Consider the following 15,030-nt stretch of genomic DNA (forward strand, 5'->3'; position numbering starts at 1 on the left):
AGTAGGTATTCTTCCGGATTGTCCTTTTTCATCCAGCTGTTATAATAGTCCCTAGTAAAAAGGAGGTGTTCCCTGCAGCATGCCGGATGTTATCTTTTATCGCGATTCAGCCCTTCCATTCCTGGAGGCCAAGCGATGCCGGAAGAGTGATTTTGCCTATCAGAAGCATTTTCATGAGGAGTATTCTATAGGGTTAATAGACACGGGAGAGACTTATGCCTGGTGCGATGGGACGAAACACAAGGTGGAAGCAGGGAGAATGATCAGCTTTCCGCCAATGATGCTTCATGCCTGTCATCCGGAGGAAGGCGCAGACTGGAGCTATAAGATGCTGTTTATTAAGCAGGAATGGCTTCAGGGGCTTTCGCAGCGGGAGCTTGACCAGTTACATATTCCCTTTTTACTTGCTGAGGGGAAGAACAAGGCCTGCCGGCTCTATATGAACAAAGTGATGGATGCACTATCCGGATCAGGTACGCCGCTTGCGATTGAAACCTCTATGATCGAACTCATTCAGGCGCTTGTGAGCCGCAATGATTCCGATTATGAGCATGAAGGCAGCAGCACCAGACAAGACCGGAAATACATCAAGCTGGTAAGCGAATATTTGCATGAGCATTTTACCGAGAAGATCACATTAGATAGTCTTGAGAGCATAACCGGCATCAGCAAATTTCATCTGATTCGACTATTCAAACAATCCAGCCATTTGCCGCCACATGCCTATCAAAACTTGCTGCGGATCAATCATGCCAAGACGGAGCTTAAGAAGAGGCAGCGGCCGATTGCAGATATTGCGGCGGAAGCGGGATTCTATGACCAAAGCCATTTTACGAGAATGTTTAGCAGGATCGTAGGGGTTACGCCTCAAAAGTACGCATTATCGATGTAGCAGCAAGAGCAATTTTATACAATACTGCCGCTCCGTTCTTCCTTACAATAAGGGCAATTGGGAGAAAAGGAGTGGCATCATGTATCAACCTTCGGAATTGGAACAACAATTTACAGCAGCTTTAAAATCAATCGCAAGGCGTATGGATGTAAAAGATTATGTGGAGCAAACACCGCAATTGAATCGTATTTTGAGTCATGCTGCTAAACGGTATGTTGCGGGAGATCATCTTCAGGATGGCATGGCAGCAGGGAAAAAGCTAGCGGGAAGGGGTTATTCTCTTTCTATCGAATATATGGGGGAGAATACGTTCGACCTCGCTGAATGTGAACAGGCTGCAATAGAGTTGAAAGCGCTTATCCATGAGCTGAAGCTGGCTGGAATGCCGGCCCGGGTATCGTTTGATTTGTCACATATCGGCTTAATGGTAAGCCCATCTCTTGCTTATTCTTATTTGATGGATCTGGCAGTACAAGCCGCAGGAACGGATATTGAGCTCTTTATCAGCATGGAAGAGTCAGGCAAAACAGACGACATATTATCCGTCTATAACCAGGCAGCAGCTGTCTATTCGGGTATTGGCATTACCCTGCAGGCGCAATTGACAAGAACGCTGGAGGATTTGGCTGCGGTCACATCACCTCGCCGCATCCGCATCGTGAAAGGGGCTTATCAAGAGCCGGATCATCTCTCTATTGCCCGGTCACCTGAATTGAATCAACGTTACTTGCAATTGGTAGAAATAGCAATCCAGCAAGGGCATCAGGTTTCTATCGCAACCCATGACGAAGTTATTATTAACGCCGTGCTGGAACGCGGCTGGCTGCAGGACTCTCAAGCCGAAATCGAAATGTTATACGGTATTCGCCCGGATCTGGCAAGCCGGCTTCAAAGAGCTGGACAACCGGTTCGCATTTATGTTCCTTACGGTCATGAATGGTACTTGTATTTATGTCACCGGATTGCGGAATACCCGCCTAACCTGTATCAGGCTGTTATCGATATGGTAAGCGGACAGGAAATGAACAACAACTACTAGCATTGGAGTGTGTTCGTTATGACATCTAATTATCACCTGAATGACGGTTCTTCGCTTCCGCCAAGAATGGAGCTGCAGCAGTCCTGGTGGGCAATGATCGGCCTTGGCGAGAACGGCCGGGAATGGACGATGGAAGAGAAATTCGAGCGGATTGCGGCTGCCGGGTTCACCGGGATAAGCGCCACGATGCCATCCGAGCAGGATATCTTGGAGTGGCATCGATTGCTGGATAAATACCAGTTCACCTTCAGTACGGTTGCTTTCCCGTCAAGTAAGAGCGACATGGGGGACATTCTGGAGACAGTCAAACAGTTTGGCCGGGTGCAATATATCAATTCGCAGGTTATGGATGCCTTTGTGGTTGGTGATAAGGCTGTCCAATTGCTGCAGGAGCTTCTTGAAGCGTCAGCGGATGCGGGAATTCCTCATTTCATCGAAACACACCGGGGCAGGATCACGCAGGATTTGCTCCGGACGACGGATTATGTACGGGCTTTGCCGCAATTACAGCTGATCATCGATTTATCGCATTATGTCGTGGCTGGTGAATTAGACGGTGCTGGCAGCCGCGCGGAGGCGGAGTTTGAGGTTCTGCTGGAGCGGACGGCAGGGATCCATGGCCGCATCTCGAACGGGGAGCAGGTTCAGATTGATATCGGTAAGAGCGGCAGTCATCCGATGGTAGACCATTTCAAACGCTGGTGGAAGAAAGGGATGCGGAACTGGTATGCGAATGCAGTGCCTGGCGATATTCTCTCTTTTGTTCCCGAGCTTGGTCCTCCAGGCTATGCGATTACCAGGATCGTTGAGGAGAACCGCGAGATTGAAACAACCGACCGCTGGCAGCAGGCACTGCTTCTGAAGCAAATCGCCGAGGAGCTGTGGGAAGAGGTTGTAGCCGAGGCGGTAAACAAGAGCGTTGTACGATAAGGGGAATGAAAGGCTGTCTGCATGTGCAGGCGGCCTTTTTTATGCGGATTTTCACAGAAATGATCAATGAAGTGGTCTGATTTGCCAATTCGCAAACCAAATGATCAATCGGAATGAAGCTTTTGCCCATACCCAATTGGAATACAGCTATTCTATAATTTGGGTGTTCAGCAGGCGAATCAAGGAAGGAGGGCAGAAGGAATTGTAATCGCTATCATATATGACTCAATTTGAATCATGACGAGGAGGAATTGATGGATGAAGACCAGATTGTTGATAGGGATGTTGACCGTATGCGTGGCGGTGAGCACCTTGCTTACGGGTCCCATTGGAAGAGAAGCGCACGCCGCAGGCGAAGCCGTGCTTCCGGGAACGATACCGCTGGGAGAGGGAGGGCGCAGCTTGCTGTATCCGGACAATTGGTATCCGGGCTATGAAGACGCGGAAGGCAGATTCCTTCATGATTTCTCCTATGCAGGCTATCACCGGGGCGAAGCTCCGCTTCCTGACGTGGACGCGACGGGCGGCATCGATGTGACAAAAGCGCCGTACTCTGCGGATGCCACTGGCCAAACCGATGCAACATCGGCCATCCAACAGGCGATTAATGCTGCATCAGCAGCCGGCGGCGGTGTCGTCTATCTGCCGGAAGGTACCTACAAGCTGAATCCTCCTGATGGACAAGCTTATGCTCTAGGCATTCATGCGAGTAATGTGGTGCTCAAGGGAGCAGGTATCGGCAAGACGTTCCTGTACAATGCCTCTGAATTTATGAAGCAGAAGGATATTATCCGCATTGGCGGCGGCGACTGGGTGAAGACAGATACAACAGCCAAGCTGAGCAAATCCGTCACGAAGACAACCGTTCTGCTCCCGGTTGATGATGCAGCTGGTTTCGCGGTTGGCGATTATGTGCTGATTACCTTTGATACAACGCAGGAATTTCTGGCGGAGCTTGGCATGCAGAACAAATGGGCTTCGCGCCTCGGGAAGGTGGAGCCGATCTTCTACAGGCAGATTGTTGCGGTAGATGCGGAGCATCATACGCTGACCGTAGATATCCCGACCCGTTATCCGCTGAAGACCAGAGATAACATTACCGTTACGAAGACACAGGCTCCAATCTCGGAGATTGGGCTGGAGGATTTCTCCATTGCGAATATCCAGAATTCGAAGAGCGGACTAGGCGAGGATGACTTTAAAGTCGAGGGAACAGCCGGCTATGAGACCGATAACGCGAAAGCCATTAATGTCATTGCAGCCGCAAACAGCTGGATCCGCAACATCAGCACGTACAAGCCGGAGGGCAACTCTACCTACCATATTTTATCCAAGGGCATCATTCTTGACCGGACGAAAAATATTACCGTTGACCATGTGACGATGGAATACCCGCAATACCGGGGTGCGAACGGAAACGGTTATTTGTATCAGTTTATCGGCAACGATAATTTGATTACAGACAGCAATGCGATTGGCGCAAGACACAGCTTTACGTATGCGAATTTCTCCGCGAACGGCAATGTCATGCATAACGTGTACTCGGAGAACTCCACTCTTATGACCGATTTCCACATGTACCTGAGCATGGCGAACCTGATTGACAATATGACGGTGAACGGCGACGGGATCTCCGCTATTACGAGGGATTACGGGTCTTCGGCAACAAACCGGCATGGTGTCGTAACGACGGAAAGCGTGTTCTGGAACACGACAGGGCTTAAGGCACATAGCAGTAAAAACGGCATTATCGTGGAATCCGAGCAATCCGGCAACGGTTATGTTATTGGCACAAAAGGGCCGGTGAACGGCGTAAATGTTCAAATTACCGGTTCAATTCCGGAAGCGGATACGAAGCCTTTTGATATGGCGGAAGGTGTGGGAGAAGGCGAGCGGTTATCGCCGCAAAGCCTGTTCGAGGATCAATATGCAAGACGGGAGAGCCAGCTCGGAACAGGTCTTGCTTCGCTGCTGGTGAATGGTGAACCGGCGGAGGGCGTACAGTTTCTGAAGACGGCCTATACGGTTGTTCTTCCCTATGGAACCAAGACAACGCCAACCCTTGAGGCAGCAGCTCTTGCAGGCGACGCCTCAATCCGAATCGAGCAGCCAGCTGCTCCGAACGGCACGGGTGCGATACATGTTACGAAGAACGGACAAACCACAGACTATAAAATAACTTTCCAGGTGGCGGCAAATCCGGCGCTTCCCAAAAGTATTTCGATCTCTCCCGACCGTTCAACCCTTGGCTGGCGCGTAACCAGCGATGCGATTAGTGTTGGTCATGAGGGGGCATTAAAGTCTCTTATTACGCTGAATAACGGCGAGACGATCGATCCGGTACAGGCTGGCCTCAAGGTGAAATATAAAATCGATAACAAAGAATTTGGCAGCATAAAGAAAGGCAATGTGTTCAAAGCGAAAAAGCCGGGAACCGTGACCGTATCCGCATCCACCAAGATGAACGGGGCAGAAGTAACCTCTACTCGTACGTTTACCGTTCTTGAGGCGATGACTGAGCCGGAAGGCAAGCTTGCGGCAATCCGTCAAGTGACGGCAAGCGCCAATGACGGCAATCTGCCAATCAACACGATGGACCGTGATCCGGATTCCAGATGGTCGGCTGACGGCAGCGGACAATATTTGCTCGTTGAGCTGGAGAAGGCTCAGAAGATCGATCAGGTCAGCATTTTGTTCTACAACGGCAATCAGCGTTTCAGTACATTTGATATAGAGGTATCCGAAGACGGCGTTCATTATGAGAAAATACTTGATCATCAGAAGAGCCATAAGCCATCGCCTAACGCCACAGAGAGCTTTCCTCTCCCGCAGCCGGTAAAAGCCAAATTCATCAAATATGTCGGCTACGGCAATGAGCTGAACGGCTGGAACAGCATTGTCGAATTCTGGGTGCATAAAGCCAGCAAATAATCGGATCAAGGAAGGAGAGGGAGGTTCCCTCTCCTTTATGATATTTACCGGATGTTTCCTCCTCTTTTCGGGAAAGCTAATCCTTATTATGGATGCAAGGGGGGAGCGGCAACATGACAGGCTCGACGGGTATGACTGGCTGGTCCAAATGGCTGCGAAGCCACTTGATTCCTTTTAAGCAGAACAGACTGTTGCAGATCATTATTGCGGTGTTTGTTGTCTTCTGGATCATCATGGCGATAAAGCCCTCAGATTGGAAAATTTGGGCGGTCGAAAATGCACTCTTAATCGCATTTATCCTTGTGCTGGCTATCGTCTACCGGAAGTTTCCGTTAAGCAATTTATCGTATTTGCTTATCGCGTTCTTTTTGGCGATGCATGCTTTTGCAGCGCATTACACGTATCAGAATACACCGGTAGACGAGTGGCTGAAGCAGGCTCTCCATATCAAGAGAGGCTTTTATGACCGGATCGTCCACTTTGCTTTTGGGTTATTAGTTGCATTCCCCGTGCGGGAAGCTGTCCAATATTTTCTGAAGCTGCGCGGGAAGTGGCCGCCATACCTCGTGACCTTCACCTTCATCATGACGGCAAGCGCCTTATATGAGCTGCTCGAAATGTGGTCCGCCTATCTGTTCAACCGAAAGATGGCCGCCCAATATATCGGGCTTGAGGGCGATCCGTTTGATGCCCAGAAGGATATGACGATGACACTCATCGGCGCCCTGCTTGCCGTTGTGATTTTTCTGATTTTACACAAAACGTTAAATAAAAGCCGCGTGAAATAACCCCTTTCAGCCTCGGGTTGAAAGGGGTTATTTCTATGCCAATTTAATGATTTAACAAATACTGCTTGGGCGTCTTCCCGAAGGTGCGCTTGAACATTCGGATAAAATAACTGGTCAATAATATGGCCACAGAGCAGCATTTCGAAGGCGAGAAAATCGCTGTTTTCCATGACATAACCGTGGTGCCCATGTATAGGGTACGGGTGAAATTGGGGAAAAAACAGGATTGAAAAGCCGAATTTGATGTGCTATGATGTGCAAAAGCAAAAGCGCAGAAGAGAAAAACATGCAGGCTGCTTATGCCCAGAGAGCAAGGGGAATGCTGAAACCTTTGCCTTAAGCGATGTATGAGGTCATCTCGGAGCTGTTGACTGAAGGCTGCAATTCAGCTGTGTAGGCTCAACCGGATTGGCACACGTTATCGTGCAGCAGGTAAGGAGAAGCTTACCTCATGAGACCGGAATCGCAAGAGAACCGGTGAACCAGGGTGGTACCGCGAAGAATAACCCCTTTCGTCCCTAGGCTAGATCAGCTGTGTAAGCTGACGCCTATGGAAGAAAGGGGTTTTATTGTTGTTATAGCTGAAATAGCGTTGAAGAGAAATAGCGGCATTCGGCTTATGTCCAGAGAGCAGGGGGAACGGTGAGACCTTTGCCATAAGCTTTTGCTCGCGGTCATCTCGGAGCTGTTGACCGAAGGCTGAGATTCAGCTGTGTAGGCTCAACCGGACTGGCGCACGTTATTGTGCCGGAGGCAGGGTAACAACCCTGCTTCATGAGACCGGATTCGCGAGAATACCGGTGAACCAGGGTGGTACCGCGAAAAAGAAACCCCTTTCGTCCCTAAGGCTTAAACAGCATTGCTGTGATTAGCCATGGATGAAAGGGGTTATTTTTAATTACGGGAGGCTGCCCATCATGCAACAAACAACACAAGCGCAGACACAATCAACTACCTGGATGACTGGCTCGGAAGCATTACTTCGCGGATTACTGGATGAAGGTGTAGATACGGTATTCGGATACCCTGGCGGGAGTGCCTTATACATCTATGACGCGATGACGCATAATAAAGAATTCAAGCATATTCTTACCCGTCACGAGCAAGGAGCGGTTCACGCTGCCGACGGTTATGCCCGGTCTACCGGAAAAGTCGGGGTATGCATAGCGACCTCCGGCCCGGGGGCGACCAATCTGGTAACCGGCATCGCTACGGCCCATATGGATTCCATCCCGATGGTTATCATTACGGCGAATGTGCCTACATCCTTGATAGGGACGGATGCTTTTCAGGAAGCGGATATAATAGCCATTACGATGCCGATTACGAAACACAGCTACTCCGTTCGCGATGCAGCGGACATTCCGAGAATATTGCATGAAGCCTTCTATTTGGCGAATTCCGGCAGGAAAGGTCCGGTACTGATCGATATTCCGAAGGATATTTCGAATGCGAAGCTGCTATACGAGCCGTACAAAGAGGAGATTCAACTGCGCGGTTATGAGCCTGATCCGACAGTGGACATAGAGCGTATCGCAGACTGGCTTTCGGCCATTGCTGAAGCAGAGCGGCCGCTTATCATTGCCGGCGGAGGCATTGTCCATTCCAACGCTTCTGAAGAACTGCTCCGATTCGTTGACCGGACTCAAATTCCGGTAGTCTCAACCTTGCACGGACTTAGCGGATTTCCGAGCGGGCATCCCTATGCCGTTGGCATGGCAGGACATCATGGCAATTACGCCGCGAATATGGCCATTCAGCATGCGGACTTGATTATTTCGCTTGGCTCGCGGTTTGATGACCGGCTGACGATGAAGGTAGGAGGCTTTGCCCCGCAGGCAAGACGGATTGTACACATCGATATTGATCCGGCAGAGATAGACAAAATCATTAAAGCGGATATCAGCATTATCGGGGATCTGAAGGGCATACTTGCTTTCGCCTCTAAGTTAGCAGCACTTTCCAATACAGCCGGCTGGATGGAGCAGATCAGGCAGTATCAATCGCAGCATCCCTTGCGCTACAACGATTCGGATTCGGAATTAAAGCCGCAGTACGTACTCGAAATGATGCATAAAGCTTCCCATGGCGATGCGATTATTTCAACGGATGTTGGCCAGCATCAGATGTGGACGGCGCAATTTTACAAGTTTAATCAACCGCGCTCTCTCCTGAGCTCAGGAGGACTTGGCACAATGGGGTTTGGCTTTCCGGCTGCCATCGGTGCGCAGATCGGTAATCCTGAGCGGCTGGTTATATCCGTTAACGGTGACGGCGGGATGCAGATGTGCGCTCAGGAAATGGCGATTTGCGCGGTGCATCAAATTCCGGTCAAGATTGTTGTTCTGAACAACCGGGTGCTTGGGATGGTTAGGCAGCAGCAGGAGCTGATGTACGAGAACCGGTTAAGCCAGATCGATCTTGCGGGAAGTCCGGATTTTGTCCTGCTGGCGGAGGCTTACGGGATTAAGGGATTACGCGCGAGTACGAAGGAGGAAGCGGACGCTGCCTGGAAGGAAGCCTTGGACACTCCGGGACCGGTTCTTGTGGAATTCGTCATTCCGATGGATGAGAATGTATATCCGATGGTACTTGGCGGTACGGCTCTGGATGAGATGATCCTGGGGGAATTCGAGTAACAGAACTTTCTTCCGTTTTCCGGCGTATATAGGTTATCACCGATCAGGAGGAGAACATGCACAGATCCGAATCGTCTCTATCTTGCTGGCAGCCGTATTGTTCCTTATCCCGTTAGCCGGCTGCGGCGGAGGTCCATCGAAAGAGGATGTTTTAAAAGAGCTGAAACCTGACGAGAATGAACAATACGCTATTCATTTGTTTTACAAGAGCAGTCTCCCGGGTAGTGAAACAACCGAGCTGAATCGGTTCCATAACTCTGATCAACGGTTAACCGGAGCGCCGTATTTGACTCAGGTACAGGAGTTTTTAACAGAAGCTTTGTTGAAGGAGTAATCTTCCCATTAGCCTGTTGACATCAACAACTGTATACATTATTATAACAGTAATAACTTAAGTTACAGTTACTTACTTTCATTAAGGGCGGTGATGACCGTGAATATTGCAGTCAGCGATTGGGTGCAAGGACAAACGATCAGCGGCGAATTTATTTTCGGCTATGTTGAGCAAGTTGACTTGGAACAAGGCGTAGTAAAGGTTTATGTTGTGAAATCGGATAACGAGGATTCAGCCGGACGGATTGCATTAGGCAAGGCTCATCATTTTAGAAAACAGGCAGAGTGGTCTCCGGATGAAGAAGATATCCGCAGCTTGATTGATCTCGCGTTAGCAGCGCAGGATCAGGCCTGGTTTATGGAGCTTAGCGGTCAGCTAAACGACACGGTAGAAGGCGATTCGAAAGCCCGCAAGTGGTTGTGGAACAATAACGGATCCCGGTTGTCGACATATATTTAAGTAAAGAAAAGGGTTCAAATAAAGCCGTTCCGGCTTATTTGAACCCTTTTTTTAGCAATGCGCTTTGCGTGTCGAACGGCAAATTCCCAAACGGCAGGGCTGGAACGGAGGAAGCGGCTTTTTTGGAGGCCGCAGGTGCGGAACCAGTTGCTTTGCCTTTGCTTTTGCCGTTGCTTGTGCCCTTGCTTTTGCCGCTTGCGGCCTTGCTGTTTTTGCTGCCATTTCCACCGTTACCGCTATTACCGCCATTGCCGTTAGCCTGGTTTTCGGTTTCTCTGCCCGTTTCTTCTAATGCTTCTTCCGATGTTGTGGAGCCATCGCCCGAACCCACTTGTACCAATTCCGGGGCGATTTGTTTAGCGAACCCAAAATGGATAATGCCATTATTATTAACGACAACGACCTTACCGATACAGTTAAACATATGAGACTCGCATCCCCTCGCAGCGAAGGCTTATCTCATAGTTTATGGACAATATGCCGGACTCGAATGGGTGTTTGAATAGGGAATAGAGCCTTTTTAGAGTAATAATGCGGCACTAGCCCCGTATTTCATTATGACTGTACGGCTGCCGGTATGGTCCGGTCTTTGAGCCTGGCTCCGGTGCTTTTGTTGTAGTCTCGAACCGGTCCCAGCGGACGAAAATTTCCAGAAGGATAACAAGAATGACTCCAATGATCAGACCATTGGAGAGAATCGGCGTCAAGAGCGGCGGAAACTCCGCGAAGGCCGATACGGGAATGTTCATTATGCTGATTCCGGTCAGTACAGGAAGGGCAACCCGGTAGATCGTTTTTGCGTTAAACGTTGTCCCTTGAAAGGTCCGGATAGCGGTGCCGAACATTTGCAGATAAGCCACAAACAGCACAGCGTTCCCTACGGACAATGGAAGCTTGGCGAGCCAACCGCCTAAGGCCGGGAAGATACCCACAATAATAAACATAGCGGAGCCTGCGATAAGCGCCGCACGGCGCAATACCTTCGTATTTTCCAGAAAGCCGATTGATGAAGCGAACGTTCCGAACGGAATGAGACCGAAGCAGCCGGCCAGAATAGAGAAGCTGTTCGTGAACATGACGGAGCGTACAAATTGCTTGTCTGTCGCCTCTCTCTTAAACAGTCTGCCTGCAGCTGTTAAGCTTGTTAATGTATTGGTCATATTCACAAGGCCGGCAAGCAGACCAACCATAATAATGCCGGGTTCAAAGCCTGGTGTTCCCCACGGGAGGAAGTGCCAAATGCCATGGCCTCCTCCGCCGGAAGCCGCCATCCGGCTCTCGCTTCCAAACAGCAGCGCGTATGCGACCCAGCCCACAATAATTCCGCCGAGCAGAGAGAATTGTCCCCATTTGCCCTTGCCCTTCAGATGAATAAGCGCTACAACGACAATAATAAACAGGGATAAGGCAGCCAGCTGCAAATCCCATTTTCCGCCTTGATCATAACCAATCATTCCTTTAAAGAACGTATTGGCAAGCTGAAAGGTGAGCAGCAGAAGAAAGACTCCCATTACCATTGGGGTAAAAATGCGCTTCAATACGTTAAGAAATCCGCATAGTGCTAGTAGGATGACAACGGTGCTTGAAATCATAAAGCCGCTGCTTAAGCTTGCCGCGACTGTGCCGATATCTAATCCCATTGCAGGCGCGGAAGCACAAATGCTGAGGACCAGTCCCCACCAAACACCTGCCGGACCATCCATAAGCGCATAGCGGTGACCCCATACCGCTTGGACGATACAGAGCACGCCGGTCAGGATGAACGAACGCTGCATGGAAGCGGCAATATCCTCCGGAGCAAGTCCCAGCGCATGACCGATCGACAGCGGAACCATGACCGTATTCGTAAATATAAAGAATAGCCACTGCATGCCGGCAAGCAGCACCGTGAAGTTATCTTTGGATTTAAACATTATTATTCCCAGCTTTCTTCAAAATTTCCGTCCAATTCGAGCTTCGTTTTTCTCCCGAATGCTCCGTATATGGTATCATGAGCATAACTATATTAAAAATATTAAATAAATTGCGAAAGCATATGAAAATCATATGGCTGACCTGCGGATTGGATCGAAAGATGGATATTAAACAATTACGTTATTTCATTGCCCTTGCGGAAGAGCTCCAGGTTACTTCAGCGGCGCAGCGCCTTCATATGTCCCAGCCGCCGCTCAGCCAGCAGCTGAAGCTGATGGAGGGAGAGCTTGGCGTATCGTTATTTATCCGGAGCGGCCGTCATCTGGAATTAACGGCTCCGGGAAAAACCTTGTATGAGCATGCTTTGACCATTACTCGGCTGCTGGAGGAAGCGAAGGAGGAAGTGAAGGAATCCGGGCTTGGACTTCGAGGGAAGCTGTCGATCGGGATTAATACGTTGTCGGATGAACGTCTTCCCGGCGTACTTAATGCCTTTCGTCTGTTGTATCCGAAGGTGACGTTCAAAATCCAGCAGAATGAGACGAATACGTTAACCAGGCTTATTAAGGACAAGGCTCTGGATTTGGCTATTGTCCGCCTTCCGATCGGGCTTGAGGATTTCGACCATGTCATTCTTGGCGCGGAGCCGTTATTTTTTGTAACGGAAGCCGGGAATGAGAAGCCTGAAGCTGTGACCTATGATTGTATTGCCAAACATCCGTTAGTCCTGCCAAGCACGGAAGGACTTGGGCTATATCACTTGATTCTCGACCAGTTCCATTCACGGGGATTATCGCCGGCCATTATTGGGGAATGCTCGGACATCGGCATGCTTGTAGAGCTTGTTGCTTCGGGATTTGGCGCTTCTATTCTTCCGCGGACTTCGGTTAACCGGTATCAGAATCATCGAATCAAGGCGTACCCGATTGACGGGCCGGATGTAACCTCAAGCTCCGCGGTCATCTGGCTGAAGCAGCATTATCTAAGTAAAGCGGCCCAGAAGCTTATAGAGTTAATAGCGGAGCGGCCGATATTCTAATTGAAAAAACGGGAATAACATCGTGGCACCTTCGACTTACGGCTGGCCGCCCTCATGCAGGGCGGCTTCTTTGTGCCAAAATGCCGTGTCCCGTCTACCAGCACATGAATCTACTAATAGGAAAGGAAGCTAATTAGATGACCCGAAGGAGGGGATGTCGTGCAAGGAAGAACAAAGGGGAATGCCCAGGGCATTGACGTATCCCATTACCAGGGAGACATTGACTGGAAGAAAGTAGCGGGCAGCGGTATTACGTTTGCTTTCGTCAAAGCAACGGAAGGCGAGACCTATAAGGATCCAACCTTCATGCGAAATGCCGCAGGAGCGGCGGATGCTGGGCTTCTGGCGGGAGCTTATCATTTCCTGAAGGCGACTTCCGCGGCAGCGGCAAGAAGAGAGGCTCAGTTTTTTTATCAGACCGCATCACAAGCTGCCAAGCTGCTTTTGCCACCGGTCATGGATTACGAGACGAATCCGGGCAATCTTAGCGATGCCAATATGAATGCCGTAGCAAGAGCCTTTCTGGAGGAGACGGTGCGGTTATTTGGCGTAGAGCCAATCCTTTATACCGGAAACGCTTTTGCGAATCATTTCGATACTACGATTGGCAGCTATTCGTTGTGGATCGCCAGATATAACGCTTCAACCCCGCCTGATAACGCAAAGGCGTGGACGAAATGGACATTCTGGCAATACAGCGACGGGAGCTCCGGCGGTACATTGCCCAGCGGCAGCCGGAAGGTGGCAGGCATTAACGGGAACGTTGATTTGAACGAATATGCAGGGACCAAAGAGGACTTGCTGAGAGCCTATGGCAAAGAGGAGGATCAGCCAATGACAGATGCAGAAAAACAGCAGATGGAGGAGCTTGGAGAGCGGATAGCGGCTCTCGAGAAGCATGTTAATATGTCGGGCGACCAGACGCCGCCCGGCTGGACAAAGACTTCTGCTTCCGCAGCCATGAAGGCGGGGATTATCACTTCGGTAAACGATAAAGGCATGCCGGAGTTTATTACGATTCAAATGCTGTACAACGCGGGCTTATGCAACGCGGAATTAATTAAGTTCTTCAAAGAGTTCAGCGCCGATACACGCAAAGCGATTGAAGAGCTGCTGAAGAAATAAATGCGCAAAACTCCCCTCCGGTCATACCGTGTGGGGAGTTTATTTAGGAGGCTTATCCTGAGGAGGTTTTGATGAGCTCATTGCCATGAATATCTAGAAGGGAATAAGCTCTCTCGACCATGTCTTTATCTTTTTCGAAGAGATGAAGGGCTTTTTCGTGTATGCCGCTTGATTTAGCCACATGGTTTAATTGCTGAACCATAAATTCCGAGTTGCATAAGGCAATGACCTTTTTGCTGTAGGTGGTCAGCTTTTGCTGGAATAAAACAGCCGCTTCCGATACTTCGGGGGAATAGACAACTGCTTCCCCATCGGTGGTTTTCATATTCCGGTGATCCACTAATATATTAAGCTCGTCCTTACCGTAAGCTGAGCAAATGCCAATGATAACGGAAGTTAAATAATCGACGTCTTTTTTGCCGGAGAACAGACCATTAACCTGGAATGCCAGCACTTTCTTGTCATTATCGATATGATAATGAAACCGATCCTTGAAGGGCACCAGGAAATTGCTGGATTGATAATAACCAGCCGGAGTAGAAGGAGTAGAGGAGAATCTCTCACCGGAAAACAAATATTTAATAGAGATTTGAAGGGCATCCGCGATCTTCTCAATATTTAATAAACTGAGATTGCGCTCTCCCCGCTCAACCCCGCTGATGTACGTTCGATCGAGTCCTGTCCGGTGAGCCAATAACTCTTGTGACATGCCGCTTCTTGCCCGCAATTCCTTGACTCTTTGTCCAAATTCGGAACGAATGTCCATGAAGTTAATCCTCCAAACTTACGTTTTTATAAAATCGAATTTCGTTCATCATTGGAAGAAAAGCTTCGTTCATTCTATTGGAATAGGATGGAACTGTCAATATAAGTAAAGCGAATCATTCGCGGAAAGCTGCTGTTGTTTAGTAAGGCATTTACAACGTATAGTAAAAGTGGT

13 protein-coding genes are annotated in these 15,030 nt (G+C 49.4%); 10 read left to right on the top strand and 3 right to left on the bottom strand.

All coding sequences use genetic code 11. The annotated features are described in order from the left end of the window. The first annotated feature begins 79 nt into the window (after nucleotides 1-79). From BM200_RS01115 to BM200_RS01150, 8 genes are all read left to right on the top strand, one after another. Nucleotides 80-892 carry an AraC family transcriptional regulator gene (locus BM200_RS01115; RefSeq protein WP_091180362.1) on the top strand — a complete coding sequence of 271 codons (813 nt, stop codon included), beginning with the start codon at nucleotides 80-82 and terminating at the stop codon, nucleotides 890-892. Nucleotides 893-971: 79 nt separating this feature from the next. Next, nucleotides 972-1,931, top strand: a complete 960-nt coding sequence (locus BM200_RS01120; RefSeq protein ID WP_091180365.1) for a proline dehydrogenase family protein — start codon at nucleotides 972-974, stop codon at nucleotides 1,929-1,931. Between the two features lie 18 nt (nucleotides 1,932-1,949). Continuing rightward, nucleotides 1,950-2,861, top strand: coding sequence for a sugar phosphate isomerase/epimerase family protein (locus tag BM200_RS01125; RefSeq protein WP_091180368.1), 912 nt, complete (start codon nucleotides 1,950-1,952; stop codon nucleotides 2,859-2,861). Nucleotides 2,862-3,119: 258 nt separating this feature from the next. After that, the gene (locus BM200_RS01130) at nucleotides 3,120-5,792 is read left to right on the top strand and encodes a discoidin domain-containing protein (RefSeq protein WP_091180370.1); all 2,673 of its coding nucleotides are present in this window, start codon (nucleotides 3,120-3,122) and stop codon (nucleotides 5,790-5,792) included. 113 nt (nucleotides 5,793-5,905) lie between these two features. Beyond that, nucleotides 5,906-6,580, top strand: coding sequence for a DUF2238 domain-containing protein (locus BM200_RS01135; protein ID WP_175532697.1), 675 nt, complete (start codon nucleotides 5,906-5,908; stop codon nucleotides 6,578-6,580). Between the two features lie 917 nt (nucleotides 6,581-7,497). Then, the gene (gene ilvB / locus BM200_RS01140; protein ID WP_091180375.1) at nucleotides 7,498-9,219 is read left to right on the top strand and encodes a biosynthetic-type acetolactate synthase large subunit; all 1,722 of its coding nucleotides are present in this window, start codon (nucleotides 7,498-7,500) and stop codon (nucleotides 9,217-9,219) included. 82 nt (nucleotides 9,220-9,301) lie between these two features. Further along, entirely contained in the window at nucleotides 9,302-9,553 is a 252-nt protein-coding gene (locus BM200_RS01145) for a hypothetical protein (RefSeq protein ID WP_091180377.1), read from the top strand. Nucleotides 9,554-9,652: 99 nt separating this feature from the next. Then, the gene (locus BM200_RS01150) at nucleotides 9,653-10,012 is read left to right on the top strand and encodes an IDEAL domain-containing protein (RefSeq protein ID WP_091180379.1); all 360 of its coding nucleotides are present in this window, start codon (nucleotides 9,653-9,655) and stop codon (nucleotides 10,010-10,012) included. A gap of 34 nt (nucleotides 10,013-10,046) precedes the next feature. Here BM200_RS01150 and BM200_RS01155 read toward each other — a convergent pair whose 3' ends face one another. Then, entirely contained in the window at nucleotides 10,047-10,436 is a 390-nt protein-coding gene (locus BM200_RS01155) for a hypothetical protein (protein WP_091180382.1), read from the bottom strand. A 115-nt stretch (nucleotides 10,437-10,551) separates the two neighbouring features. Beyond that, nucleotides 10,552-11,925, bottom strand: a complete 1,374-nt coding sequence (locus BM200_RS01160) for a uracil/xanthine transporter (RefSeq protein ID WP_245772845.1) — start codon at nucleotides 11,923-11,925, stop codon at nucleotides 10,552-10,554. Between the two features lie 161 nt (nucleotides 11,926-12,086). On the opposite strand from BM200_RS01160, the gene BM200_RS01165 reads away from it, so the two are divergent. Together BM200_RS01165 and BM200_RS01170 are read left to right on the top strand one after the other, a co-directional pair. Beyond that, a complete protein-coding gene (locus tag BM200_RS01165; protein ID WP_091180385.1) occupies nucleotides 12,087-12,965 on the top strand; it encodes a LysR family transcriptional regulator in 879 nt (292 codons plus the stop codon). A gap of 159 nt (nucleotides 12,966-13,124) precedes the next feature. Continuing rightward, the gene (locus BM200_RS01170; RefSeq protein WP_091180387.1) at nucleotides 13,125-14,090 is read left to right on the top strand and encodes a glycoside hydrolase family 25 protein; all 966 of its coding nucleotides are present in this window, start codon (nucleotides 13,125-13,127) and stop codon (nucleotides 14,088-14,090) included. A 52-nt stretch (nucleotides 14,091-14,142) separates the two neighbouring features. On the opposite strand, the gene BM200_RS01175 is transcribed toward BM200_RS01170, so the two are convergent. Further along, a complete protein-coding gene (locus tag BM200_RS01175; RefSeq protein WP_091180390.1) occupies nucleotides 14,143-14,856 on the bottom strand; it encodes a helix-turn-helix domain-containing protein in 714 nt (237 codons plus the stop codon). Nucleotides 14,857-15,030 lie beyond the last annotated feature (174 nt).

Source organism: Paenibacillus catalpae, assembly GCF_900112695.1.
GTDB lineage: Bacteria > Bacillota > Bacilli > Paenibacillales > Paenibacillaceae > Pristimantibacillus > Pristimantibacillus catalpae.